A 25,199-nucleotide genomic window follows, 5' to 3' on the forward strand; every position below is an offset into this window, starting at 1 on the left:
CAATTTCGTGCCGCACAAAACTCTGTAGTCACTGGATTGAACAGTCCGCATCTTTTTTCAATGCTGACGTTTACGTCAACGTCACTAAAGTCTATTATCCTCAGGGTGGATTACCGTCTACAGTAGAAAGTGGAGCGGAGCCTTCAAAAGGGGCCCGTCTTGCCTCCGAACGTATCCAGGAAGAGGACCCTATGAGTCAAACAACAAAAACAATAGAAGTTATTCATAAACCTGAATTCATTCAGGGAAATGAATTTAAGTTTCCCATCTTTCAGGTCCTGAAACAGGATGGCGCGACCTATAAAGGGGCTAAGCTGCCGGAGATGGATCAGGAAGAAGCCCTGAAGATCTACCGCACCATGGTGTTCACCCGTGTGCTGGATGAACGCATGCTGGCCGCTCAGCGTCAGGGGCGTCTCAGTTTTTACCTGCAATCCACCGGCGAAGAAGGCACGGTTGTCGGCTTCGCTGCGGCGTTGGATGACCGGGACATGATCATGGCTCAATACCGGGAGCAGGGCGCTTTGGCCTATCGCGGATTCTCGGTGGATGAGTTCATGAACCAGCTGTTCGGCAACGAGCTGGATTATGGCAAGGGCCGGCAAATGCCGATTCACTACGGCTCCGCCAAACTCAATTACATGACGATTTCCTCGCCTCTGGCCACCCAGATTCCTCAGGCCGCCGGTTATGCCTACGGTCAGAAACTGGAAGGCAAGGGGCTGTGCACCGTAACTGTATTCGGCGAAGGCGCCGCCTCTGAAGGGGACTTCCACGCCGCGCTGAACATGGCTTCCGTGCACAAAGTGCCGGTTATTTTCCTCTGTCGTAACAACGGCTACGCCATTTCCACTCCCTCCAGCGAACAGTTCGCCGCAGACGGCATTGCGCCGCGGGCGTTAGGTTACAGCATGCGCGCCATTCGCGTAGACGGCAACGATATCCTGGCGGTGTACCTGGCGACCCAGGCCGCGCGCAAGATCGCGGTGGAAGAAAATGAACCTGTTTTGATCGAAGCCATGACTTATCGTCTGGCCGCCCACTCCTCCTCCGACGACCCATCCGGCTATCGCAGCAAAAAAGAAGAAGACGTCTGGCGCGCCAAAGATCCCATTGCGCGTATGCGTAACTGGATTATCAAGAAAAAGTGGTGGTCCGAGGAGGAAGAAAAGCAACTTCAGGACAGCATGCGCCAGGAAGTGCTGGACGCAATGAAGAAAGCCGAGAAACGGCCGCCGCCGCCGGTGGAGTCGCTGGTGACGGATGTCTACGACGAAGTGACCCCGCAACTGCATGAACAATTAGAAAAACTCAAGATGCATGTCCGCAAGTATCCGGACGCGTATCCCAAGAGCGCGGGGAGAATGACGCATGGCTAAGATGAACCTGTTACAGGCGATCAACAACGCCCTCGACATTGCGATGGCGGAGAATGAAAAAGTAATTTGTTTCGGCGAAGATGTCGGCGTTTTCGGCGGCGTTTTCCGCGCCACCAGTCATCTTCAGGAGAAGTACGGTCGCGCCCGCTGTTTCAACACGCCGCTGGTGGAGCAGGGCATTATCGGCTTCGCCAACGGATTAGCGGCTCAAGGCCATCTGGCGGTGGCGGAAATCCAGTTTGCGGATTACATTTTTCCCGCCTTCGACCAGATTGTGAATGAATCCGCCAAATATCGTTATCGCTCCGGCAACCTCTTTGATGTCGGCGGCCTGACTATTCGTACGCCCTACGGCGGCGGCATTTCAGGCGGGCATTATCACTCACAATCGCCGGAAGCCTATTTTGCGCACACGCCGGGCCTGAAGATTGTGGTTCCCCGTAATCCTTATCAGGCGAAAGGGTTGCTGCTCAGCTCCATTCGTGATGCTAACCCGGTGGTGTTCTTCGAGCCCAAACGCATCTATCGCGCCTCTGTAGGCGAGGTGCCTGAGGAAGATTATGAGCTGCCTCTGGGTAAAGCGGAGGTGTTGAAGGAAGGCTCAGACATCACCCTGCTGGCCTGGGGCGCGCAAATGGAATACATCGAAAAAGCAGCGGAAATGGCGGAAAAAGACGGCATTTCCTGCGAAATTATCGATCTAAGAACCATTCTTCCCTGGGATGTGGATACTGTCGCCAATTCGGTGTTGAAAACCGGGCGTCTGGTGATCTCACATGAAGCGCCTTTGACCGGCGGATTCGCCGGCGAAATCGCCGCCGCCATTCAGGAGCGCTGTTTCCTCTATCTGGAATCGCCCATCGCCAGGGTGACCGGTCTGGATACGCCTTTCCCGCTGGTGCTGGAGAAAGAGTATCTGCCGGATCCCCTGAAGATCTATGAAGCGATTAAACAGAGCGTGAACTTTTAAGGGGGCGAAGATGGTGACTGATTTTATTTTGCCCGACATTGGCGAGGGCATTGTTGAGTGTGAGTTGGTTAAATGGCTGGTGCAGGAAGGGGACTTCGTACAGGAAGACCAGCCTGTGGCGGAAGTAATGACCGACAAAGCCTTGGTGGAGATTCCTGCGCCCAATAGCGGCCGCGTCGCCAAATTGTATTACCGTGAGGGCGACACCGCCAAAGTGCACTCTCCTTTGTTTGCAGTGGATATGGCGGGCGCTGCGAAAGCGGCCAATGAAGAGCCTGCGCCGGTGGCGGAGGTCAAACAAGCGGACAGCAAGGCAGCGGTGGAGGACAGTTCACCTCCAGTGTCTCAGCCTGCCGGGAAGAGCGGGGACGACTTCATCCTGCCGGATATCGGCGAAGGTATCGTAGAGTGCGAAATTGTTGAATGGCGTGTGGCGGAAGGCGACCATGTGGAAGAGGATCAGCCAGTCGTTGATGTGATGACTGACAAGGCGGTGGTTGAAATTCCCGCCCCTCGCGCCGGACGCATCGTGAAACTGCATTACGGGAAAGGCGATATCGCCAGAGTGCATACGCCCCTTTTCTCCTTTGAAGCGGATGGCGCAGCGCCTGTTGCGACGACCGCCAGGGTCAATGGCGACAGCGCCTCCAGGTCCGCCTGTCTGGCGTCGTCTGCGCAGAAACCGGCGCAGGTCTCAGGACGGGTTAAAGTCCCCGCCAGCCCCGCTGTGCGACGTCTGGCCAGAGAGTTGTCTCTGGACCTGAACCGCGTGCCAGGCTCAGGAAAGCATGGGCGAGTGCTGAAGGAAGACGTCCATAAGTATCAGAAGTCCCTGCAGGCTGACGCTGCGCCCGCGCAAAGCAAAGCCCCGGAAACACCCGCCAGCATCGGCGAAGTGCGAGTGGAGCCGATTCGCGGCGTGCGCGCGGTCATGGCCAAACGCATGGTGGAAGCCGCCACAACCATTCCGCAGTTCACTTTTGGCGATGAGGTCGACGTCACCGACCTGTTGGCCTTGCGTGAGCAGCTCAAACCGGAAGCGGAAAAAGCGGGCGTGCGTCTGACGTTGATGCCTTTCATCATGAAAGCCATGGCGTTGGCGTTGCTCAAACATCCGATTATGAACAGCCGGGTCAATGAAGACTGCACAGAGATTCATTATCTGCCGCATTGCAATATTGGCATGGCGGTGGACTCCAAAGTCGGTCTGCTGGTGCCCAACGTCAAGCATGTGGAAAGCCGCAGCATTCTCGATATTGCGCGGGAGGTGGAGCGGCTGACCAATGCGGCGCGGGATGGCTCAGTGCGTCAGGAAGACCTTAAGGGCGGCACCATCAGCATCTCGAATATTGGCGCGCTGGGCGGCACCTACGCGTCGCCAATCATCAACTTGCCGGAAGTGGCGATTGTGGCGCTGGGCAAAACCCAGACCGTACCCAGATTCGACAGCGAGGGCTCGGTGGTGGCGCGCTCGATCATGAACATCAGTTGGTCAGGGGATCATCGCATCATCGATGGCGGGACCATTGCCCGCTTCAGCAATATGTGGAAATCTTACCTGCAGGACCCGACTTCGATGTTGTTGCATCTGAGCTGATAACCCTGTGAGAGTGAATGACCGGCGCGCCTAAACTACAACAGTTCTATATTCCGGAAGAGCAGTCGATCTACCTGCTCAGTCACAATGACGCCAAGAAGCTCAAGGACTGGGTTGCCTTGTGCAAGGTCCAGCTTGAGCAGCTTGGCTATCGGGATATAGAAATGGTGGGCAAGGGCGCCTACGGTTTTGTGTTCGCCGGCGTCACCGCCGGCGGCGAACAGTATGTTTTCAAATTTTCCCGCATCACCTTGCCCCAGCACTTGCAGGATCGCCTTGAAGAAGAAGCGTTTATGCTGGGATTGGTGGAGCACCCCAGAGTGCCCAGCCTGATCGCCTTCCAGCGCATTCGCCGGCAGTCCATTCTGGTGATGGAGCGCGCGCCGGGAGTGGATCTTGAGCAATATTCTCTCAAAGTAGGACGGCTTCCACCTCGACTTATTATTAAGATTGCCGCACAACTTGCTGATATATTAAGAAATCTCCGCTCAGATAAAGGTCCGGCGGGACGCCCTCTTGTGCATGGCGACATAAAACCTTCCAATCTGGTGTATGACCCTGAAACCGAGCAGGTGGCGTTGATCGACTGGGGCTCCGCCGTCTTTGCGCAATTGGACGAGAACAATCAATACGTCTCCGCCAACGTCATGGAGCTGATGTCCAGCGACCTGCAACAAACCAATGCTCGCCTGGGCGACGTCTACTTTATCGGCGACGAGCAGCTCAATGGCGGCCTGTCGTCGCCTCGTTTCGACGAGCAGGGCGTGGCGGGAACCTTGTATGCGCTTGCGTCCGGGCAGTCCTGCCGTTTTGGCCATCGCGCCTTGCCCGCCGTATCGCTTGGCCTGCCGGCGGAGTTTGCGCGCATGCTGGACGCCATGATGGATGACGATCCCGCCGTGCGCGCCAAGGCGGGGGACTATTTTCTGCGCCATATGCCGCGCATGGCGCGACTGGTCATGCTGGATCTGCCGCCGGTTCAGGAAACGCCGCTGGCGCCGGTCTGGGTGCGACCGCAGAAGCGTGGCATCGATACAGTGGTGTACAGCTCGCGCAAGTCCTTCCTGCGGGAAGAGGGCGTCAAGGAAGAGCTGAAAGAGATTAACGACGTGCAGTTGGATCGCTACTACAAGAATTTCATGCAGGGCATGGGAGAGGTCGAAAAAGCGTTCATCGCCGCCGTCAGCCGTCTTGGCCGCTATCCTGTGGTAGGCGGGTTGGCGGTGCGCTGGGAGAAGGAGGGCGTGTATATCGACACCAGTCTTAATCTGCGTGACCCGGATTTAAAGCCAGCGTTTGTCGCCGCCGTGAATAATATGGTGAATCTGGCGCGGGCGATACACCGGCAGGGAGTGTTCAAGAGCTGTCTGTTTAACGCCCGCGACACCTTACACGTAGACCGCGACGGGCCGGATAAACCCTTCATTCCCGAGTCAGGACTGAGTCTGGGCTACGAGGTGAGCGCCACCCCGGATCTGGAAGATCAAACCCGGGTGCATTCCTATTTTGAAGACGGTCCCGACCCAGAAGAATTTCTTGTTCTTCCTATAGAAATCATGGAGATACTGGAACTTCTTAATAATATACATCATACGGGGCTGATCATTTTTGAGAGCCTGCCCACCCACTTGAAGATCCACAGTTATTACCGCCTGCTTGACCCCTCCCGAGAACAGGAATTTCGTTATTGTCTGGACGCCATCATCGCCGCTATTCCCTTGATCAAGGGATTAGGCGTCTCGGGATTCATGAAAATGCCTTATAAGGACACCAAGTTCTTTTCGCATATTGAGCACCTGCCGGAAAAATATTATCCGAAGAACCCGCGTGATGAAGTGGTTGCGCAAACCGCCAGTTCGATCTCCTAACGTCAGCCCTACAAAGAGGCGCGCCTTTGTTTGTAAACCAAAGTGCGCCAAGTTGGCGCTTTATCATTCCACTAAAACACCAATTTAGTGCATTTCTTTACGTTCTGTGGCGCCAGATAACTTGAAAGTTGCGTTATTACGTGCTGTATTTAAAGCAGTAATCGGGGCGTAATTTTTGCATAACTGGTGGCCTTACTGGCTCCCTCCCTGGACGCCCGCCAACATGGGGCGGCGCATTACGTGAACTGGTTTTCGTTTCTTTTGTGACGAAGGTTGGTTTATTTGCCCTCAAGGCCCGGCAGAATGGGGAAAGCTGTGGGAAAAACTAGAACAAATATCAGGGATGTTCACTGTAGGGAGTAGAACAACGAAAGACCATACAGAGAATGCATATGCGATATAACGTTTTGACCGCCTGTATATTGACGCTGGCCTCCGCTGCTGGGTTCACCCACGCGGCTGATTTCGGAAATCCTGTGCAGGTGACGATTTCCGGTCTCCCCAACGGGCCTGACGGTTCCCCGATGAATCAGGAAGAGCCCTACATTTCCCGCAACGGTAAAACACTGTTCTTTAACGGCGGCGCTGAGAACAATCGACGCCTGTTGCATTACGCCGAGCGTAACGCCAATGGCGGCTGGGCTTATCGCGGCCAGATCAGCCTTGAGGGCGAGGACGAGAAATATCTGCAAGGCGCGCCCGCCATCGACGTAGATAACAATCTGGTATTTTCCGACACGGGGGTGGACTCCATGGTGCGCAGCGGACGCTTTTCCGGCGGCAAGCTGACATCCGTGCGCGCGATTGACGGACTGCCGCCTCGTAAGGCGAATGCCTTCGCCCGCAAATTTCAGGGCAATATGGGACCGGAAGTCAGCCCGGACAGCCGTGTACTGTATTTCACTGAGGCGGCCTGGGGCGCGGGCGGTTTCATGAGCGGGCAGCTGCTGCGGGCCGATATTCACTTCGCCACCCACCGCGGCGGCGCTACCTACTATTACGACCAGAGTGAAGTCGCGCGAGTGATGGAAAACGTCAACTCACGGGATATCGAGTACAGTCCCGCGATCTCATCGGATGGGCTGGAGCTGTTTTTTACCCGTATCCTGCTGGCGGACCGCGCCAATAATCGTGACCGCGCGTTGATCATGCGAGCGGTGCGCGGCTCCACCAGTCAGCCGTTTGAATCGCCGGTAGAGGTGACAGGAGTTGGCGAGGATGCGATGGCGGAAGCGCCTTCCATTTCCGGCGACGGCTCTGAGCTGTATTATCAGAAGACGGAAAGCGGCAAAACGCGTATTTATATGGTCACCCGATAAGCGTCGCTTTCCGCTTTCACTTTATTGGCGACAGCGATCGGACGAGGGGAAATCATGCGAATCAGCGTGCTGGCGAAAGCGACAAACTGCGATGCGGAAACCGTCCGCTATTACGAGAAAATAGGCCTGCTGCCGGCGCCGCCGCGCAGCGCTTCTGGTTATCGTGAGTACGGACGCAGTCATTTGGAGCGCTTGAACTTTATTCGCCATTGCCGTTCTCTGGATATGTCTCTCAACGAAATCAAATCCCTGCTGTATTTTCGCGATCACCCCTCTCTGGACTGTGGCGAGGTCAATGACCTGGTGGATTCCCATCTGGTGGCGCTGGAGCAGAAAATATCCGACCTGGAGAAACTCAGGGAGCAGCTACAATCCCTGCGCGATAAGTGTCGTATTCACAATCGCGCTTCCGAGTGCGGCATTCTGACAGGATTGAATCACGATCCGGCGGAAGGCGAGTGTCCTTGTCACGGGGAAACGCCCCCTTCCTGATGGGGTGATTTTTTTCTACTGGGCGCTTGACCCTGTAGCGACTCCAGACTTTAACCTGAGCATATCCAAATGTAAGGAGAACAACGAATGGGTATGCATTGCTGTCACCATGAGCATGAAGAAAAACCGAAAGTCGACGGACGTTATCGCAGAATCCTGTTTTGGGCCCTGTTGATCAACGGCGGCATGTTTGCGGTGGAATTATTGTCCGGGTTGCAGGCTGGCTCCGTATCATTGCTGGCGGACTCACTGGACTTCCTCGGAGATGCGGCCAACTACGGCATCAGTCTCTGGGTGTTGGGCATGGGATTGGCCATACGGGCGAAGGCTTCATTACTGAAGGCCGCCTCCATGGGCGCTTTTGGCGTGTGGGTATTGGGTTCGACGGCATGGAACGCTATGGCGGGAACCTTGCCGGATGCGTCCACCATGGGAATTATCGGCGCTTTGGCGCTGGTCGCCAATCTGGGCGTCGCCGCCATGTTGTACGCCTACCGAGAGGGCGACAGCAATATGCGCAGCGTGTGGTTATGCACTCGCAATGACGCGTTGGGCAATATCGCCGTCATGTTCGCCGCGCTGGGCGTATTCGGCTCCGGGACCGCCTGGCCTGACCTGATCGTCGCTGGCGTCATGGCCTGTCTGGCGCTAAGCGCCGCTATCCAGGTATTCCGCCACGCCAGACAAGAGCTGCGGCGCGATCATGAAGGGGCTGCGGAAGCCTGAAGACGTCTGGGCGTAGACGAGGGCGGACGGTTATAATTCGTCTTTATTACCGGCCGCCGACATTGCCCCAGGAGACTCGCCCATGACCAGTAAATTCTTCGCTTACCTTGAACGCCTGCGCTGGATCAAACGTTGGGGGTTGAAAAGGAATGTGGTGGAGGAGAACGTCATGGAGCACAGTTGGCAGGTGGCCACCATCGCCCATGTGTTGGGGCTGATCAGCAATCGCAAGTTCAATGGCGATGTCGACCCTAACGCCCTGGCGGTGGCCGCTTTGTATCACGATGTCTCGGAAATCATCACCGGAGATATGCCGAGCCCCATCAAATATCACTCCGACGCGATCAAGCACGCTTATCACGCCATTGAACGGGAAGCGGAAAAAGAAGTGTTGTCCACGCTGCCGGACGAACTGCAAAACCCTTTTGAGTCTCTGTTGCTGCATGACAAGTTTGACGCCGCCGCCGTGAAGTTCGTCAAAGCGGCTGATCTGATCAGCGCTTATCTCAAGTGTCAGATGGAAGTGGCCGCAGGCAACAAGGAGTTTGAGGACGCCAAGGCGGATGTGGAGGCGCGCATCCGTGCGCTGCAGATGCCGGAAGTGGAATATTTCATGGCGACCTTCGTGGACAGTTATCTGCTGACGTTGGATGAGCTACTGAAACACCACGATCCGACGCGAGACTGATTCCGTCATCGCCAGGGCATAGAAGCAGCGCCCTGTGTTGGGCGCTACCCAGCTATGTAAGAAGGCCTTAAGTGATCACCTTTCCGTCGCCGCAACGGGCTCCAAACCATCACTTTGTGTTTGGCGCGTCCTGGAGATCAGAGTCAGTCCGAGCAGAATAGCCGCCATGCCAAGCAAACTCAGAAGAGACATTCGATTGCCCAGAAACAGGTAGTCCATGACGGCGGTAACGCCGGGAACCAAGTAGAAGAGGCTGGTGACATTCACCAGATTTCCGGCCTGGATAAGCCTGTACAACAGTAGCGTGGCGATGACTGAGATAACGACCCCCAGCCATAACAGCGCCACGCCAAAGCGAAGACTGATTGTCACGGTTAAAGGCTCGTAAGGCGTAAATGCAAGGCACAGTAGCAGCGTCATGGCGTACTGCAGCGGCAGAACTGCTAGGGGCGACTGCTTGACGCCTTTCTGCAGAATGGCGCCAGTGGTGATCGATCCCAAGGCGGCCAGGGCGAACACCACGCCGGCCGTGGAAATTTGCGCCAGTCCAATGCTGTGATACACCACCAGAACCAGTCCCGATAACGCCAGAAAGAGTCCCGAGAGACGTTGCAGGGAAAAGGCGGACTCTGTCGCCAGCAAGGTCAGGATAGGCTGCACGCCCAGCACGGTGGCGAGCACTCCCGGCGTGACGCCGTGCTCCAGGGCTTTGAAGTAGCAAATTGAGTAACCGCCGATCATAAGTAAACCGGTCACCGCCACACGAAGTCGCGTACCGGGCGCCGGCAGCCACTGGCTACGATTCAGGCCAATACTCAGCACCACAATAAAAGCGATGGTGAAACGAAGGAGGAGAAAGGCGAAAGCGGAGGCGGACTCCAGACCCATTTTGGAAAAGATAGCGCCGCTGCTCCACAGGAGCACGAAGAGCGCCGTCGCGCCCAAAGACAGTAGCGTCGTTCGATTTATAGACATAATTAATTGCCCGTCGCAGGGAAAAGACATGCCGACCACGTCAGCGCAGTGCTGACCTCAAGCGGAAGGCGCGAAATTTATTTCAATGAAGTGCGGGCGGCGGAGGCGCGCCAGCTTGAAGGCGACGGGGCGGGGGAGTGAAGCAAAACATGAAAACATCCCGGACGCTAACGCGGCCAACATCCAGACTGGATGCAGGGGAGGCTTTGGCGATGTCCTGAGCTTGGGTCATGTTTGCAAATCGTTGAATATGATCGAACGCTGATCTTACGGCCCGGGAATGCGGGAATCAAGCATCGGAGAGAAATCAGTTATAAGTCAGCTAGATACTGGGTTCCGTGCCGGTGGCGCAACAGGAGCATCTCTGGCCCCGACGCATAAAAAAAGCGCCCTGCAGGGCGCTTAGCGAATAGTCGTAAGGGTGACTATCGGGAAGTGGTGTTTCTCACCAGAACTTTGCCTACTTTGCCATCGGCGCTTTGTGACAGCACCAGAACGTTGAGGCCGAATTCCGGAATGTTGCGCCCTGCATCAGGAATCTCGTCGCTCATGTAGTTGAGGCGATCGATGAAACGCGGATAGGGGCGACGGTTTTGGTCTTTAATGGTGGAGCCAACGGAGTCCACATCGGTCAGGTCCAGTTTCAGGCGCTCGGACGCGATAACGTTGAATGCGGCGTCATGCAACTGGAACTTGGTGGAGGCGACGGCCCCGTCTTCCCACTTCACCACTCTCTGGTCGGCGTCAACCACGCCCAGGAAGCCTTCGCCGGGGTGAACGCCCACATGGTTGTTATCCCAGGAATCATCCACATACCAAACCACCAGTCCCTGATTGAAGGACATCAATTTACCGGACACGCTGATGCGCTCCAGACCGACGTCAACGCCGTTGTGCGTGCGCCATTCCATCAGGTAGTAGCGATTGGACAAGGTGAAGCCTTCGTTGGTGGCGAAGCCATCCAAGGTGAATACTGGCGCGGAATCCGCGTTGTCGCTGGCCACCACCGCTCCGTCTACGGACAGGGCGATATCATCCACGTACATGCCGGGATTCAGCGTACCGGAATCGGTGAAGTACTCAATGCTGACTTTAACGGTTTGACCCGCGTAAGCGGACAGATCGAATTCAGCATCCACCCAACCTTCGGACGCGCCGGTGATGCCGTTGCCCAGGTTATTGCCATTGGGGTTGGCGTCAGTGGTGATCGGAGCCGGCAGGCTGACTTTTCCTGACTCGCTTTCCACCATGACGTAGCCGTAATCCCAGTCTGCTTCAATGTCGTACCAGGTTTTGAACGCCAGTTTGGCGGAGGTGGCGGAAGTCAGGTCCAACTCGTAGGACATGCTGGTGTGCAGGTCGTTGGCTTTGCCGCCGAAGTACGCGTACTGGCCGCTGGTCGGCGTGGTGATCACGCGTTTTTTCTTCGGCAGGTCGATGCGGATGACATCGTTGTTGGAGCCTTTGCTGACTGCTTCGTCCAGCAACAATACTTCCCCTTTGCGGTCCAGTTCGTCGATGGACAGGGTGGCGCCGTGCTGCCAGTTACCGCCCCAGATGCCTTGCAGCTTCTCTTTGGCGTAGGCGCTGAAACCGGTTGGTTCGGTGCCCGGTATCTTGCCCGCCCAGGAGCCGCTGGACATGATCGACCAGTAAGAGACCGGTTCGCCTTTGCCGGTGTACTGGGTGTCGTACTCGTCCGGCAGACCCAGGTCATGTCCGTATTCATGCGCGCATACGCCCGCTGCGGCGGAGATTGGCTGTATGGTGTAGTCGTACGCCGCCATCAGGCCGCCCCAGTTGTCGGACTCGGATGTGGTGCCTTCGATTGGGAAGACTTGCCCCAGGTTCCAGCGGTGCGCCCAGATTGCATCTTCACCCAGTTGTCCGCCGCCGGCTTCCTCACCCACTGCGGAGTGGAACACCATCACGTGGTCAACCAGACCGTCCGGCTCCCAGTAGTCGCCGTCGCCGTCCAGGTCATAGCGGTCTTCGATGTCGTAGTCACTCAGATCCACATTGGGGTCCGCCGCCGCGGCCAAAAGGGCTTCGCGGATCAGAGCGCGGGCGTCGCCGTCCACGTTGTTGCCGTAAAACGCCGCTGGTTTCTGCGCCATGTACCAGCCCGCCACATTGCCTTCGACAGAATAGCTGGCGCCGGACTGCGCTTCATAATACTGACGCATGGAGATCAGGTTTTCGCCATTGGGCCCTTCGTAACCGGAGCCGGAGAATAACAGGTCCTGGAAGTGCTCCCGGTTATAGTCCTCGTAGTACATGTCCGTTTCGCCGGGCTGGATGGAGTTATGCGGAAAGTCCGGGAACTCCATCAGAATGGCGAGTACTTTGGCCTTACGGGCGCCTTCGGTCCATTCTTCCAATTGCAGGTTATCGGGAAACAGCTTGCGGTTGTCCAGCTCCCGCCATCTTTGGTCTCTCAGATGGTCGCTGTTTATACGGCGGGGGACTTCAGCCAGCGCCGCAGCGGTAGCTGAAGTTGTGGCCTGCATGTGAGCGCGCTGCAGTTCGTGCGCTTTGCGTTCTTTTAACCAGTCCTGCAATTTGGCGGTGGCTTCTTCCAGCGTAGCGCCTTCGGAAATTTTGCCTCCGGCCTTCAGCATTTGGATCAGGCGGCCTTCATTTGCGATGCTGGGGTCGAAAGCGCCTGCGCCATGCTGATGCGGCTGGTTGGCCGCAAATGGCGAGGCGGAGGCGAGCAGCCCCGATATAGCGAGCGACAGTATGCTTTTTTTATGCATGATTAATTCCTTTTTTATTGATTGCCCTTTTGTGTTAAGCCGGTTTCGGCCCAAGCGGGGAAAGCTGGCAAGTTGATTGCCGGCGGATCTCAAAACGAGATAAAAAAGTAGTTCGCCCGGACAGGCGCGGATGCCGCGCCGGTCAGGTGAACGCCAAGTCCCCGCGACGCCTAGTGAAAGTCGATGCAACCGTTGAACGGTGACGGATGACGATCACAAAAGCCATTTGGTTTTATAGTTTCCCTGCCGATCCGATAAGGAATGTCCTTAGCGGTCAAACGTCCCCAATAACGTACATTACGGAGGGACGCCGGAGACGTCCTTGCTTCCTTTTAAACGGCCTCATAAGCAAGCGCTTACGTGGTCGCGCTAATTAGTAAACCAGAAAAAATTCTATAATATCAGTACTTTGGGTAAATAATCTTTAGTATGAGCGGCGCAGGCCCGGAGCCCGCGCCGTGCGTGTCAGGAGTTGTTGGGAGAGGGGGCGGGCGAGTATTGCGGTTGACCGGAATCGATCCCGGATTTAGTTTTTTCGGTGAGCTTTTTTGACTGCGCGGAAGCATGCGCTTTTTCTCTCAAATACTGCCGCGCAGCTTCCTCCGCTTCGGCGTAAGTAGCGCTTTCTGGAATGGCGCCTTCAGTGCGCAGTTTTTTGATGACGCTTTCGATATTGGCCGGCGCTCCGGCTTGCGGCCCGGCGTGATCGTCATCGCAGGCCAGGGTGGGAGCGGAAGCGATCAGCAGGGATAGTAGTGTATTGGTAAGGGTCCTTTTAAATAGTTTCATCATTCACTTGACTCGTTTTTTTGATTGGCTGGAGACGATAAGTCTAAGGTTTTTTGTTGCGGCGATGAAAGGGATTGCTCCGACGCTTCTTTCACGAAGTAGGCGCCGCTCTGACTTTTCACTCCGTCCGGGGCCAATGCTCCCCAGTGGGTGATAAGATCGCCGTCCTGCGCGCTGCGCTCCAGGGAAAACAGCGTTTCGCCGGGTTTGTAGACTTCCACGCCATAGCTGTTTTTCACCAAACCGCCGGCATGGGATACGAAGTTGATATCAATGCGCGCGCCGGATTTTTCGGTGGCGCAAACCAGGTTCTCCGCTGTCTGGAAGCCATTGATTTCAAGGCGACAGGGCGTCTCTCCTTTGGCCACGGTCAACAGGTGGATCATTATGATTGGCGAACCGCCAGCGGAATTCCCTTGTTGGGATTCGTAACGATAACGCCCGTCCCAATTGACGATCAGCGTGGAGTCATCGGGCTCGTCAGCGAATGTCGGTAAGACGATGGTGATCAGAAACAGCGATAAAATTGATTGGCGTGCGGTCATAGCTCATCCCATATAGCCCGTTGTAAGACCCTTTTCGTAAGCGGCGCGGACTTTCAGTGAAATTTCTGCGGGGGTAATGATACCGTCTTTGTTTTTATCAAAACCACTGTTCTGGGTATAGGTGAGCGTACCGCGCCGGAACAGGGCCTGAGACGGATTCATACCCACCGCGGCGGGATACAGCACCGCAAGATAGACATCCTCCAGATTCTGCAGGCGTCCCTGATAGGGGCTGAAATATTTTTCCACGTACTTCAATTGCTGCACCGCCGACATGCCCTTGAGCGCCTGAACGCTGGTGCCGAGCGCCTTTGCGGTCGAGGGCATGAACTGAATCAAACCGATGGCGCCGCTACCGGCGGCGTTGGTGATGCGGGGGCTGAATGTTTCACCGGTTTCGAACGCCATACAGGCCATGAGGTAGTCTGGAGACATACCCATCGCAGCGGCGATTTTGATGACCTTGTTGTTGAAAGTGGAGGAGGTGCGGCTCCCCCAGGCGATGCGCAGGCGCTTGCCTTCCAGCAGCGCGTTCAAGGTGCGTCCGCCGGGATCAATGCGCCCGTCGGGTTTGCTCATGCCGGCTTTATCGCGTTGAAATCGTTTGATGGCGGAAACGGTGGCGCCGCCTGCCACGCCATCCACCACTAAGCGCGAGCTATGGGTTTTGGCGAAGCGGTTCAGCAGTGTCTGAGCGAGGATGACGTCGGCTTTTCTATTGACGCCGCTGAGCCCTACGGATTGTTGAATACTCTGCATGTCGATCCTTGAAGTTATTAACATGACCATGAGATCGGCGTGTTACTAATCAGGCGTATGGATGCGTCTGATAAATAACATGGCAAGGCAGAGTAAAACTTGACCGAAGCGGGAACAACCGGGCGTATGGACTAACTTATCGTCCGATAAGGTTATGCCTGCAACCTTTTGATTATGATAGATAATGTCATGATTTAATCCCGCCTTTTCCCATTTTTTACAGTGGCGCTGGGAGCCTGGACCTGCCTGTGTCAGAGTGTGCGAAGACCCCTTGCAAGTCCTGCTGTCGGCGATCTGAAAAGATGTTCGCCACGGCGCATTCCCATCAGCTGGGACCATGTTCCTCATCAATACGCAACAACAGTTTCCCGCCGGCAGGATGCGCGCTATGGCGAATACAAACATGCACTGGATTTATGCGGCGCATTGCACTAGTATGCGCCGCGTCACTGGGGAGTAGCCTCTCTTCGCCCTGAAGAGGTTTGCGTCAACACACTTGGCCCACAGGCCATGGCGTAAACGGTTCCATAACTTGGCAAGACCTTTGACTATGCCGCACCGGTTGGGCCGGGGCGAGGCGTAGTCATATGGTTAAGTCCGGCCCAGGAGATATCCCAAATGCAAGCTTTTCTGATTTCCACCGGCATCGTCGCCCTCGCAGAGATTGGCGACAAAACGCAATTGCTGGCGTTTATTCTCGCCGCCAGATTCCGCAAGCCGGTTCCCATTATTCTCGGTATTTTCGTGGCCACGGTTTTCAATCACGCCTTTGCCGGCGCGTTGGGCGCCTGGGCGACGTCTGTGGTTACACCGGAAATATTGCGCTGGGTGTTGGGAGTCTCATTTATCGCCATGGCCGGATGGATGCTGGTTCCCGACAAGTTCGACGAAAGCGAGGCGAAATTCGCGAAACTGGGCGTGTTTGGAACCACGGTCGTGGCTTTCTTTCTGGCTGAAATGGGCGATAAGACCCAAGTGGCCACTGTCGCGCTGGCGGCGCAGTATTCTTCTTTTTTTGGGGTGGTGGCTGGTACGACGCTGGGGATGATGATCGCCAATGCGCCTGCGGTGCTGCTAGGGGATCGTATTGCTCATCGCATGCCGGTGCGCGCCGTACACGGCGCGGCGGCGTTGATCTTTATCGTACTGGGCGTTGCGACGCTGCTTGGCGTCGGCGCCAGTCTGGGATTCTGAGTCGCTCTGACTTGTTAATTTGTGCAGCGGCCAGCCGCGGGAGACAGGACCTGACCTGTGCAGGCCCTGTCGTTGCGGACAAATAGCAGACAAGACAAATAGAAGGAAGCTATTTGTCTGCCTGATTGATAGTGATCCAGGTTGTGAAACGTGCGTAAATGAGATTGAATTGCATTTCGTGCGGGCTAAAATTTAAGCAGGACTTACACTCGCACGGGTGACACCCCACGTCACACTTTGTCTTCATGAAATAAGGAATGTTTTATGAACGCTCACACTAAATTTATCCGGCGCCAACCCCCACCGTTAAGCGCTGCGCCTCCACAAAATCTGGTTTCCCTCTCGGCGTTATGTCATGCGCCTGCAACAGGAGATGACTAGGCTGCATGCCTTTCACAAATGCAGTCTGATCTGATTTCACTTGATTGGACTATGCAGGAAAGGCAATTGTTCTGACGATGTTCGAGTTTTAGGATGAAAACTCCTTATTCGACAATGATTTATATAGAAGTAACGCTATTGGTAGTCATCTTTAACTTTGCATTTCCATAAGCCCGGGCCATTGAGGGCGGAGTGCATTAAATCGATAACAACAGAAAATGATTTTTCCCGCTTCTCACTGGTTACGCGTTTTACTTCATCTTTGCGCGATTTCCCTGTTCACCGTCAGTCTCTCCAGCGGTATGCGTCTGGCGGCGGACGGCGACTGGCCTTTGCAGGCATACTGGACTGCCGTCGCCCCTCAGGGCGATATGATTTCCTGGCACCTTGGCGCCGCGCTGGGGTGGCTGGCTGTCAGTCTTACCGTTTTGTTCGCCTGGGCTAAAAAGCGCACGGACGCTGCACAAAATCGCCCCAAAGGGCTGCTGATACGAGCCTTATATCTGACTTTACCGGTACAACTTCTTAGCGGCGTCGTCTTCTATTTGGGAGTGGGCGCAGGCGTGTTGGACTGGGTGTTGGCGATTCATTATTGGGGCGCTTTGCTTCTGCTGACGTTGATCGTCGCTCATTTGACGGAGCAACTGGCGCTCCATGGCGGGCGTTTTTTGCCAGCGGTCTTTATCCCACGCAAATTCTCTCAGGGGCTGGGCTTGCTGGCGGTTTCCTGCGTTGCGGGCGCTACGCTCTGGTGGGGCGGGGGCGCGGACAGCCAGGAGTTGACCGTCGCGCCGCTGGCGGAAAAGGCGCGCATTCAAATCGACGGAATTCCAGACGAAGAAGCATGGGCGAATGCTAAACCCCTGACGGTGACCACCTACCAGGGCAATGATTATCACGCCGTCATTCCTGTCGAAGTAAAGGCGTTGGCGAGTCCTTATACGGTCTATTTCTTCATTAGCTGGCCTGATCCGCAGGCGGACTACAGCCACCTGCCTCTGCAAAAAACGGAAACAGGCTGGAAGGCGTTGCATGCGGGCTTCGAGAAAGACGATGAGCGCGTCTATTACGAAGACAAGCTGGCGGTGATGCTGTCTAAAGGCGGCGGTTTTGGGGGGGATCACAGTATTCATCTGGGGAGCCGGCCTTTGGATGGGCATCCGGCCAGCCGTTCGGGTCGGGGCTATCACTATACAACGGACGGATCGATTCGCGACGTCTGGCATTGGAAAGCAGTGCGCGGCGGCGATATGGCGGTGCTGGACGACGACCACTTCGGCAAGCCGGAAGCGGCCTGTGCGTTTTGCCCTCGATACAAAGCCGGCTATCAACCCGATCCGGTGGAGGACGGCGGGGTGCGCCAGAACTGGGAATGGTTTCGCACCAGCGGCGTGACGCCTCTGCGCACGCCCCGCGACGGACCGGGCGTGACAAAAGGGGAGAACGCCATGACCTGGTATGGATCTCGGACATACAAGGCGGAGCGTGATGAGACGCCTGTGGGTGAAGGGCTGCCCTCCGTGCTTTGGATGAGCCATTACGAAGGCGATCGCGGTGACGTGCGCGGTCGCGCACAATGGCGTGACGGGCGCTGGCATCTGGAGCTGGCCCGCGCCAGAGACACGGGGTCCGCCTTTGATATTGCGATTGAGGACGGCGTGTTTATGTGGGTGGCGCCCTTTGATCATGCGCAAACCCGTCATGCCTATCATCACCGTCCCATTCGCTTGAGGGTAAGTCCATGAGCAAGCGACTGCGAACTCAGATCATCACGGGAATCGCTCTTAGCATTGTGGCCCCGGCTGCGATGATTGTGGCCATGACCGTCAACGGAGGACAGGACGCCGGCGCTTCCGGCGAACATGCGCAACGCCGGATGCAGGCGGAACTGGCGCGCTGGCGCAAGCTGGACGCGAACGGCGCGGAAGTCGCTCCTAAACTCGGGCCATGGGCCTGCGTGGCGGACGCCCGCAATAACGTGATCTGGGAAGTGAAGAGCTGGCAGGAGAACGTCCATCATTACAAATCAAGCTTTTCCTGGCGGCTGGGCGATCGTGGTGAAGCCGGGCGGGGCAGCTGTATTCTCGGCGAGCATATCGAGCCCTGCGATACCGGTGATCTGATCCAGGCCCTCAACCGCGTTCGATATTGCGGCGTCGCCTCCTGGCGTTTACCCACCATTGAGGAATTACGCTCTTTGCAGGATAGGGAAACCTACCCTGGCCAGCCCATGATCAACGCCTACTTGTTTCCTCGAACCGCCGTTGGACCCTATTGGTCCTCCACGTTGCGGGATGGAGACAGTGGCGATTTCAGCGTCATGACATTCAATTTTTATCAGGGAAGTGAACAGGCCCTGCCCCCTCGCACCGTAGCGTGGGCGAGGCTGGTGTCTTCCATGGAGCAGTAGCGGAGATGAGCAAGGGAGCGACGTGGGGAATATCCGGCTGCGGCAGGCCGGTGCGTCGCAATGTCTAAAACTACCTGGAGAAAACTACAACCGATGAATAACGATAAACCCATTCTCGCCGTAATCGCCGGTTTAACCCTGGCGGCGACCGGGTCCACTGCGTTGGCGGCGCCGACGCAGATTCGCGTGGTCTGGGACCACGATCCCGCCCATGAAGCTATTATCGCCTTTTCCGAGGGCTCCGGCGGCTCTCCTTATCTTCTGTGGGGCGATAGTACCGACGAGTCCAGCTGGGAGAACACCGCCTATCAGAAGAACTACACCTTCGACGGCAGTCTACGCAGCTATTTCGTGCGTCTGACGGACCTGCAACCCGGCGCCAACTACTACTTTCGCGCTTGCGACAGTAAAGGATGCGGCGACCGTTTCTGGTTCACCACGGCGCCGGACAGCGCCGGCGACCTGACCTTCATCGCCGGCGGCGACTCCCGCAGTAACCCGACGGCGCGTCGTCAGGGCAATCGGCTGGTCAGCAAAGTGCGTCCTCAATTCGTTTTGTTTGGCGGCGATCTCACCGACGATAATCGCGCCAGCGAAGTGGACGAGTGGTTGGATAACTGGACCGAAACCTATTCCAACGACGTCATCGACGGCGTGGATTACAAACGGGTGTATCCGCTGGTTCCTACAGTGGGTAACCACGAGGACAATGACCAGACCTTTATCTGTAAGGTGTTCGGCGTAGACGCCAACAAAGACGGCTCCTGTACGCTGGAGGACACCTACTTCGCCTTCACCATTGGCGGCGGTCAGGCGCGCTTCTATACGTTGAACACCGAGTTCCGCAATTCTGGATACGAGGCTGAGTGGCGCGAGCAAATGGATTGGCTTAAGGCGGATCTCGCCTCTGACGGCTCCAGCGTGACATGGCGCATGACTCAGTATCACAAGCCCATGTTCCCGCGCACGACGTCAAAGCCGTCCAAGTACGACAAGATGTACGAATGGGCGCAGCCGTTTTACACCTACAAGATGAACCTGTCGTTCGAGTCGGACAGCCATTTGGTGAAATACACCTGGCCGGTTGTGCCGGATAACGGCGGCTATGCGCAGGCGTCCGCCGGCACGCTGTATGTGGGTGAGGGCAGTTGGGGCGCGCCCACGAGATCCGCGGATCGTTATGCGAACTGGATTATCGATCAGGACAGCTTCGCCCAGTTGAAAATCGTGCAGTTTTCCGGCGATGAGGTGCTGGTGCGTACTGCTCGTTTCTCTGGGGAAGGCGATGTGACGGGCCTTTCCAAGGCGCAGCGCGACGCTGATCCATTGGCGTTGCCCACTGGCCTGAACCTCTGGAAGCCGCAGTCAGTGGGAGAAGTCATGAAACTGACCCGCTCCGGCGATGGCCTCACGCAGGTGGACGGCGGCAGTGATCCCGGCGACCCGGGCGATCCCGGGGATGGCGACGCCACGACTGTTGCGGCGGGTCAGGATGTTACTGTCGGCAGCGATGGTTTCTACAATAACGGCAACGATGTCTATGCGGATGGTTCCGACGGCGGTCAGGAACTAAGAGCCCTGTTGTCCTGGGACCTGAGCGCGATACCCGCTGACGCCAGCGTTGATTCTGTAGAGCTGGCCTTGCAAGTCGTCAATAGCTCCAGTGGCGAATACAGTGTTTACGCAGGTTCCACTGGCTGGTCGGAAAAAGGCGCGGACTGGAGCGCGGCGTCACAGACTGGCGCCAAAGTGGGAAGTTTCACTCCGTCCAGCAAAGGGGGGGTGAGCATCCGCCTGAACGAAGAAGGCCGTCGCCTGGTGCAAGGTTGGATCTCGGGCGAAGAAGCCAATAACGGCCTGATTATCGCCAGCATGGGCACGTCCGACGGCGTTGATTTCGTCTCCAGAGAAGGCGGTCAGGCCGCCAAGTTAATAGTGGCTCACCAGTCCGGCAGCGATCCTTCCGGGCGTGGCTCCAAATCGCTTTCCTCCGATCAGGACGTCTCTGTCGGTTCGCAAGGGCGTCGACGCAACACCAGCCGTCTGGAAGCGGATGGCAGCGACGGCGGCCAGGAATTACGCGTCCTGATGCATTGGAATCTGAGCGAGTTGCCCGCTCAGGCTAGGATCACCAGCGTGAAAGCGGAGTTCTCCATCGTTGATCCGTCCAGCGGGTCATACTCACTGTATGCGGCGAAAGGCGATTGGAGTGAGGGGGCGGCGCAATGGAGCGACGCGGAAACCTCCGGCTCCAAAATAGCGACGCTGACGCCTTCCAACAATGGCTCCTTGTCCGTCAATCTGGGCGCGGCCGGTGTGGAACTGGTGCAGAGCTGGTTGTCCGGCGCGCCGAACAATGGAGTGGTATTGTCATCCGACGGCACCAGCAACGGCGTGGACATCGAAAGCAGAGAAAGCAGCCGCGCGCCGAAACTGGTCGTGGAGTACGAGTTGTAGAGTCTACCTGTTTGTAGATCGCTCTTGAGATCTATAGCTGTTTAAGGATGGCGCGGATGGGATCGCCGCGCCATCCTTCATCGCCATCTCACCGTAGATCCTGTGACAGTCCTGTTGCGCTGGGCGAAAGGATGAAGCCAATGTCAGCGATTCAAGAATAATACGCCCTGATTCTGCCGCTGGCGGAGCCCACATGTTTCACCAGACGATCTCCAGTCTTCTTAGCTGTCGCTGTGGACCAAAGCGTCAGTAACTGGTCGACGCTGCTCATATTGACGGAAATGGCGCGGTGATGTTTGGCGACGCCGAAACGGGCCATCATTTCGCTGAGATGGCGTTTCAAATCCATCATATCGCCCACGAACACCTCAGGCTGATAGTTGGGCGGAACATCAAAAAACTGACTGATGGTAGGGTCGACAATCAGCTTGCTGGGTAAACGCAAGTGGTAGTGCATGGCGTTCAGCGCATACAGATCGCAACGCTGATCCGTATCCACAAAAATCTTTCCGGCCAGCGTCTCGCATTGCGCAAGGCAACTGCCGTGCTTCGCTGACGCTGTATTCTGAAAACCTTTAACTTTCAATGATAAATCGTACATCTTGGCTACCTGTATGACCGCCCCGTAGTGACTAAAACTGGCGTAAATAACGTATAAAAACGGGGCCGGGGATTATTGCGTGGATTGCGGCCGGGCTCAAGTTGCGCTCGCAAAGCGAACTGCTTTACTGTCGTGAAACCTGCGTTAACTTGCCGAACTGCATGATTTTTCTTGATAACCGGACTATAGCGATAATTAAGAATGAAACCCTCAAACCGATTGGAAATTGATACTCTGGATAAAGAGTGGCGCGATAAAGACAGCGTCATGCTGCATGCCTGCTTTCAGATCTTGAAGGATTGTGTGATTAAAGAGCGGTTGCTGGACGGTTGGACAGATTGGGAGGTTTTGGACATGAACTATATAAGCTTCGTTAACAGATAAGCGCCGCGCTGGTGCGACATTGAACTCAGGAGAGAAACGGAATGCTCGATAAATTGGAGTTTATTCTCAACCGCATCCGGGAGCGGCTTTGGATCAAGCCGTTGATTGTCTGTTTGCTTTCCATTGCAGCGGCGCTGGCGTCCCGGGGCGCGGATTCGTTTGGCGCTGAGATGGGGTGGGAGCAGTGGACGCCGGAGGTGTCGAAGGAATCCTTGATCGAGCTGTTGAAGATCTGCGCCGCCAGCATGCTGGTCATTGCTACTTTGGCGGTGGCTTCCATGGTGTCCGCTTATGCGTCCGCCGCCAGCACTGCGACCCCGCGCACGTTCGCGCTGGTGATCGCCGACGATGTTTCGCAGAACGCGCTGTCCACCTTTATCGGCGCCTTTATTTTCAGCATTGTGGCGTTGGTCGCCCTGATGAACGGCTATTACGGCAACAGCGGACGATTCGTGCTGTGCTCCATCACGCTTGCGATACTGTCGGTGGTGATTGTCACCTTCGTGCGCTGGGTGGATCGCATCGCCCGTTTGGGGCGTCTGGGTTCGGTGATCGAGAAAGTAGAGACCGCTACGTCACTGTCGCTGAAGCGTCGGCGCGCGCAGCCTACGATGCGCTGTGCGGAAATCGAAGGCTCCTCCCGTGACGGGCGCCCGCTGTATACCCGCCAAGTCGGTTACGTCCAGCATATCGAGTGCAACAAACTGCAAGCCTGCGCGAAGAAGCATGACGTGCATATTCGGGTTGCAGCGTTGCCGGGCGCTTTTGTCACTCCCAGCATTCCTATCGCCTTCATCGTCGGCGGCGATAAGGAGCTTGAGACGGATAAGTTCGAGAGCGCCTTTGTCATCGGGCGCAACCGCCTCTTTGATGAAGATCCCTGCTTTGGTTTGACGGTGCTCTCGGAGATCGCTATTCGGGGACTGTCGCCAGCCATCAACGACCCCGGCACGGCGCGTGACATTGTCGGGGCGTTGGGGCGTCTGTTTGTTCTCTGGATGGCGCCAGAGGGGAAAAAAGAAGCTGCCGAGACCTGTGAATTTGATCGGGTGCAGGTCCCTGAACTCTCTCTGTGGGATATGTTCGATGATGCTTTTACGAATATCGCCAGAGAAGGCGCAGGCGCCCCTGAAGTTCAGCTACGATTGCAGGAGACGCTCTATGCGCTGGCTCATTACGGAGACGGAGACATGCGTGACATGGCGGAAAAGCACTCCCGGCTGGCGCTGGCCCGAGCGGAGCAGCGCTTAACTCTGGAGGACGATCTGGAGGTGATTCGCAATACCGGGTTGTGTTGTGAGTTATCGTCCAGGGACGACAATAAGCAGTAACCTAAAGAGGCGATTTTAATTGTAATAAAAAGAGTCTAAGTTCCTAAACGCAATGGAAATTCATTGTGCGCCACGGATAAGAAATCAGAAGGAAATTGAAGGAATGAAACTCTCTAGATTACTGCCTTTTACACTCGCCGCTCTCTCCGTCCACGCATTTGCCGCACCACCTGAAGTGGTCGCCCGTTTCGAATCGGAAGCATTCTATGACGATGACGCCGGTAACAACTCCGATGCGGACGACCCCGCCATTTGGGCGCACCCTGACGATCCCGCTAAAAGCCTGGTCATCGCCACTTTGAAAGAGGGCGGTCTGGTTGTATTGAACCTGCAGGGACAGACGCTGCAGCGCATTGAGGCGCCGATGCCTCCCAGCGCTGGCGATGCGCCCGGACGCTTCAACAATGTCGATGTGGTTTATGGTTTAAAAGCAAGAAGACACGAAAATGACTTTGCTGTGGTTATCGACCGCGGTTCCGACAAGCTGCGTTTTTACCGCATTAACCCTGATTATCACAGCGCTGATATCGATCCATTAACGGATGTAACCTCGCCGGACGCCCCCTGGATTTTCTCTGATGATCAGGACGAAGTGAACGAGCAGCGTACGGGCTATGGCTTGGCCGTATCCAAACGGAAAAAGCACAAAGACGGCTACGCGGTGATCAGTCAGCGTGAAGACGCGGACTTGGCTATTGCGGAGTTCAAAATGACCAAAGAGGGCCTCATGACTTATGAGGTGGATGAACTGACGGATCTGCCTGATGAGTTTGAGCTGTCTGATGATGTGGAATGGTCCCCCTGTCAGGATGAGGATGGTCAGGACCCCCAGGTGGAGGGGATGGTGATCGATGAGCGCAATCAGGTTTTGTATGCGGCGCAGGAACAGGTTGGTATCTGGCGGATTCCGATGGATGATCCGGACGAAGCCGAGTTAGTGGATGTCGTAGCGTCCTTTGGCGTCCCCTACACGCGGGAGTGGGACGAGGAGGAAGAAGAATACGCCTGCACTTTGCTGTGGGATCAGGACCCTGGACAGGGCGGTCAGCATCTGAAGGCGGATGTCGAAGGCCTGACCATCTATTACGGGCCAGGAAAATCCGGCTATCTGCTGGCCTCCAGTCAGGGGGACGACCGTTACGTCGTCTATGATCGGCAGGGGAGCAACGCCTATGTGGGAGAGTTCGCCATCGTCGACGGTCCCTATACGGACAGAACCCAGGAAACGGACGGGGGCGCCGTCATCAACGTCAATCTGGGTCCTGACTTCCCCTACGGTCTGTTGGTGGTGCAGGATGGCGACAACACCCCGGATGAGCTGAATGATGAGGGCGAAAAAAGGGATAACACCAACTTCAAGTTCGTACCTTGGCAAGACGTCGCCAACAGCCAGTTTCCTCCGTTGATGATTGACACGGAGAGCTGGGGGCCGCGTCGTCAGCATCGTTTTCCTCGCTGAAGTCTGAATATCAACAGGGCCTGACCTGTGCGGGCCCTGTCGTTGCAGGGACGGCCAAAAAAAGGAGAGTATTTGTGGGAAATGATAGGGTTTGATGGACGGTTGGACTAAATTTA

General features: G+C 56.1%; 21 protein-coding genes and 1 riboswitch. Of the genes, 15 read left to right on the forward strand and 6 right to left on the reverse strand.

Going from position 1 to position 25,199, the window contains the following annotated elements:
* Positions 1-191: 191 nt before the first annotated feature.
* From AC2IBB_RS15425 to yfbR, 8 genes are all read left to right on the forward strand, one after another.
* Entirely contained in the window at positions 192-1,379 is a 1,188-nt protein-coding gene (locus AC2IBB_RS15425) for a thiamine pyrophosphate-dependent dehydrogenase E1 component subunit alpha (protein ID WP_486333718.1), read from the forward strand.
* Positions 1,372-2,349, forward strand: coding sequence for an alpha-ketoacid dehydrogenase subunit beta (locus AC2IBB_RS15430; protein ID WP_486333719.1), 978 nt, complete (start codon positions 1,372-1,374; stop codon positions 2,347-2,349). The genes AC2IBB_RS15425 and AC2IBB_RS15430 overlap by 8 nt, the downstream gene beginning before the upstream one ends.
* Positions 2,350-2,359: 10 nt before the next feature.
* Positions 2,360-3,946: a dihydrolipoyllysine-residue acetyltransferase gene (locus tag AC2IBB_RS15435; RefSeq protein WP_486333720.1), complete on the forward strand. Its 1,587-nt coding sequence runs from the start codon at positions 2,360-2,362 to the stop codon at positions 3,944-3,946.
* Between the two features lie 17 nt (positions 3,947-3,963).
* Entirely contained in the window at positions 3,964-5,814 is a 1,851-nt protein-coding gene (locus tag AC2IBB_RS15440) for a protein kinase domain-containing protein (RefSeq protein WP_486333721.1), read from the forward strand.
* 392 nt (positions 5,815-6,206) lie between these two features.
* Positions 6,207-7,133, forward strand: a complete 927-nt coding sequence (locus AC2IBB_RS15445; RefSeq protein ID WP_486333722.1) for a TolB family protein — start codon at positions 6,207-6,209, stop codon at positions 7,131-7,133.
* Positions 7,134-7,187: 54 nt separating this feature from the next.
* The gene (cadR, locus tag AC2IBB_RS15450) at positions 7,188-7,625 is read left to right on the forward strand and encodes a Cd(II)/Pb(II)-responsive transcriptional regulator (protein ID WP_486333723.1); all 438 of its coding nucleotides are present in this window, start codon (positions 7,188-7,190) and stop codon (positions 7,623-7,625) included.
* An 87-nt stretch (positions 7,626-7,712) separates the two neighbouring features.
* The gene (locus tag AC2IBB_RS15455; protein WP_486333724.1) at positions 7,713-8,351 is read left to right on the forward strand and encodes a cation efflux transmembrane domain-containing protein; all 639 of its coding nucleotides are present in this window, start codon (positions 7,713-7,715) and stop codon (positions 8,349-8,351) included.
* 82 nt (positions 8,352-8,433) lie between these two features.
* Positions 8,434-9,039, forward strand: coding sequence for a 5'-deoxynucleotidase (gene yfbR, locus AC2IBB_RS15460; RefSeq protein ID WP_486333725.1), 606 nt, complete (start codon positions 8,434-8,436; stop codon positions 9,037-9,039).
* Positions 9,040-9,114: 75 nt separating this feature from the next.
* Here yfbR and AC2IBB_RS15465 read toward each other — a convergent pair whose 3' ends face one another.
* The 5 genes from AC2IBB_RS15465 to AC2IBB_RS15485 all read right to left on the reverse strand — a co-directional run bounded on the left by AC2IBB_RS15465 (position 9,115) and on the right by AC2IBB_RS15485 (position 14,866).
* Positions 9,115-10,014 (reverse strand): DMT family transporter, encoded by a 900-nt coding sequence (locus AC2IBB_RS15465; RefSeq protein ID WP_486333726.1) that lies wholly within the window; start codon positions 10,012-10,014, stop codon positions 9,115-9,117.
* Between the two features lie 425 nt (positions 10,015-10,439).
* Positions 10,440-12,773, reverse strand: coding sequence for an immune inhibitor A domain-containing protein (locus AC2IBB_RS15470; RefSeq protein ID WP_486333727.1), 2,334 nt, complete (start codon positions 12,771-12,773; stop codon positions 10,440-10,442).
* Positions 12,774-13,238: 465 nt separating this feature from the next.
* The gene (locus AC2IBB_RS15475; RefSeq protein ID WP_486333728.1) at positions 13,239-13,565 is read right to left on the reverse strand and encodes a hypothetical protein; all 327 of its coding nucleotides are present in this window, start codon (positions 13,563-13,565) and stop codon (positions 13,239-13,241) included.
* Positions 13,562-14,107 (reverse strand): DUF5991 domain-containing protein, encoded by a 546-nt coding sequence (locus AC2IBB_RS15480; RefSeq protein ID WP_486333729.1) that lies wholly within the window; start codon positions 14,105-14,107, stop codon positions 13,562-13,564. Before AC2IBB_RS15480 ends, AC2IBB_RS15475 begins: the two co-directional genes overlap by 4 nt.
* Before the next feature lie 3 nt (positions 14,108-14,110).
* Complete coding sequence (locus tag AC2IBB_RS15485) at positions 14,111-14,866, reverse strand: peptidoglycan-binding protein (RefSeq protein ID WP_486333730.1); 756 nt, start codon at positions 14,864-14,866, stop codon at positions 14,111-14,113.
* Positions 14,867-15,305: 439 nt separating this feature from the next.
* Positions 15,306-15,477, forward strand: a riboswitch (yybP-ykoY riboswitch).
* Between the two features lie 7 nt (positions 15,478-15,484).
* Between AC2IBB_RS15485 and AC2IBB_RS15490 the strand changes: the two genes are divergently transcribed.
* From AC2IBB_RS15490 to AC2IBB_RS15505, 4 genes are all read left to right on the forward strand, one after another.
* Positions 15,485-16,060, forward strand: a complete 576-nt coding sequence (locus AC2IBB_RS15490; RefSeq protein WP_486333731.1) for a TMEM165/GDT1 family protein — start codon at positions 15,485-15,487, stop codon at positions 16,058-16,060.
* 599 nt (positions 16,061-16,659) lie between these two features.
* Positions 16,660-18,186, forward strand: a complete 1,527-nt coding sequence (locus AC2IBB_RS15495; RefSeq protein ID WP_486333732.1) for an ethylbenzene dehydrogenase-related protein — start codon at positions 16,660-16,662, stop codon at positions 18,184-18,186.
* Positions 18,183-18,851 (forward strand): Lcl C-terminal domain-containing protein, encoded by a 669-nt coding sequence (locus tag AC2IBB_RS15500; RefSeq protein ID WP_486333733.1) that lies wholly within the window; start codon positions 18,183-18,185, stop codon positions 18,849-18,851. Before AC2IBB_RS15495 ends, AC2IBB_RS15500 begins: the two co-directional genes overlap by 4 nt.
* A gap of 93 nt (positions 18,852-18,944) precedes the next feature.
* On the forward strand, positions 18,945-21,308 hold the full coding sequence (locus AC2IBB_RS15505; RefSeq protein ID WP_486333734.1) for a DNRLRE domain-containing protein: 2,364 nt from the start codon (positions 18,945-18,947) through the stop codon (positions 21,306-21,308).
* Between the two features lie 151 nt (positions 21,309-21,459).
* Here the strand turns inward: AC2IBB_RS15505 and AC2IBB_RS15510 are convergent, their stop codons facing one another.
* A complete protein-coding gene (locus AC2IBB_RS15510) occupies positions 21,460-21,909 on the reverse strand; it encodes a hypothetical protein (RefSeq protein WP_486333735.1) in 450 nt (149 codons plus the stop codon).
* Between the two features lie 201 nt (positions 21,910-22,110).
* On the opposite strand from AC2IBB_RS15510, the gene AC2IBB_RS15515 reads away from it, so the two are divergent.
* The 3 genes from AC2IBB_RS15515 (at position 22,111) to AC2IBB_RS15525 (ending at position 25,083) form a co-directional block, all read left to right on the forward strand.
* Complete coding sequence (locus AC2IBB_RS15515; protein WP_486333736.1) at positions 22,111-22,293, forward strand: hypothetical protein; 183 nt, start codon at positions 22,111-22,113, stop codon at positions 22,291-22,293.
* A gap of 41 nt (positions 22,294-22,334) precedes the next feature.
* On the forward strand, positions 22,335-23,624 hold the full coding sequence (locus tag AC2IBB_RS15520) for a DUF2254 domain-containing protein (protein WP_486333737.1): 1,290 nt from the start codon (positions 22,335-22,337) through the stop codon (positions 23,622-23,624).
* Between the two features lie 103 nt (positions 23,625-23,727).
* The gene (locus tag AC2IBB_RS15525; RefSeq protein WP_486333738.1) at positions 23,728-25,083 is read left to right on the forward strand and encodes a phytase; all 1,356 of its coding nucleotides are present in this window, start codon (positions 23,728-23,730) and stop codon (positions 25,081-25,083) included.
* The last annotated feature ends 116 nt before the right edge of the window (positions 25,084-25,199 follow it).

Source organism: Hahella sp. NS-SX17, assembly GCF_057367735.1.

Coding starts and splice junctions, on each gene's coding strand:
- AC2IBB_RS15505 (WP_486333734.1), top strand. CDS start 18,945: ATGAATAACGATAAACCCATTCTCGCCGTAATCGCCGGTTTAACCCTG.
- AC2IBB_RS15470 (WP_486333727.1), bottom strand. CDS start 12,773: ATGCATAAAAAAAGCATACTGTCGCTCGCTATATCGGGGCTGCTCGCC.
- AC2IBB_RS15455 (WP_486333724.1), top strand. CDS start 7,713: ATGGGTATGCATTGCTGTCACCATGAGCATGAAGAAAAACCGAAAGTC.
- AC2IBB_RS15465 (WP_486333726.1), bottom strand. CDS start 10,014: ATGTCTATAAATCGAACGACGCTACTGTCTTTGGGCGCGACGGCGCTC.
- AC2IBB_RS15490 (WP_486333731.1), top strand. CDS start 15,485: ATGCAAGCTTTTCTGATTTCCACCGGCATCGTCGCCCTCGCAGAGATT.
- AC2IBB_RS15515 (WP_486333736.1), top strand. CDS start 22,111: ATGAAACCCTCAAACCGATTGGAAATTGATACTCTGGATAAAGAGTGG.
- AC2IBB_RS15480 (WP_486333729.1), bottom strand. CDS start 14,107: ATGACCGCACGCCAATCAATTTTATCGCTGTTTCTGATCACCATCGTC.
- AC2IBB_RS15500 (WP_486333733.1), top strand. CDS start 18,183: ATGAGCAAGCGACTGCGAACTCAGATCATCACGGGAATCGCTCTTAGC.
- AC2IBB_RS15430 (WP_486333719.1), top strand. CDS start 1,372: ATGGCTAAGATGAACCTGTTACAGGCGATCAACAACGCCCTCGACATT.
- AC2IBB_RS15485 (WP_486333730.1), bottom strand. CDS start 14,866: ATGCAGAGTATTCAACAATCCGTAGGGCTCAGCGGCGTCAATAGAAAA.
- AC2IBB_RS15445 (WP_486333722.1), top strand. CDS start 6,207: ATGCGATATAACGTTTTGACCGCCTGTATATTGACGCTGGCCTCCGCT.
- AC2IBB_RS15435 (WP_486333720.1), top strand. CDS start 2,360: ATGGTGACTGATTTTATTTTGCCCGACATTGGCGAGGGCATTGTTGAG.
- AC2IBB_RS15475 (WP_486333728.1), bottom strand. CDS start 13,565: ATGATGAAACTATTTAAAAGGACCCTTACCAATACACTACTATCCCTG.
- AC2IBB_RS15520 (WP_486333737.1), top strand. CDS start 22,335: ATGCTCGATAAATTGGAGTTTATTCTCAACCGCATCCGGGAGCGGCTT.
- cadR (WP_486333723.1), top strand. CDS start 7,188: ATGCGAATCAGCGTGCTGGCGAAAGCGACAAACTGCGATGCGGAAACC.
- AC2IBB_RS15525 (WP_486333738.1), top strand. CDS start 23,728: ATGAAACTCTCTAGATTACTGCCTTTTACACTCGCCGCTCTCTCCGTC.
- AC2IBB_RS15510 (WP_486333735.1), bottom strand. CDS start 21,909: ATGTACGATTTATCATTGAAAGTTAAAGGTTTTCAGAATACAGCGTCA.
- AC2IBB_RS15495 (WP_486333732.1), top strand. CDS start 16,660: ATGATTTTTCCCGCTTCTCACTGGTTACGCGTTTTACTTCATCTTTGC.
- yfbR (WP_486333725.1), top strand. CDS start 8,434: ATGACCAGTAAATTCTTCGCTTACCTTGAACGCCTGCGCTGGATCAAA.
- AC2IBB_RS15440 (WP_486333721.1), top strand. CDS start 3,964: ATGACCGGCGCGCCTAAACTACAACAGTTCTATATTCCGGAAGAGCAG.
- AC2IBB_RS15425 (WP_486333718.1), top strand. CDS start 192: ATGAGTCAAACAACAAAAACAATAGAAGTTATTCATAAACCTGAATTC.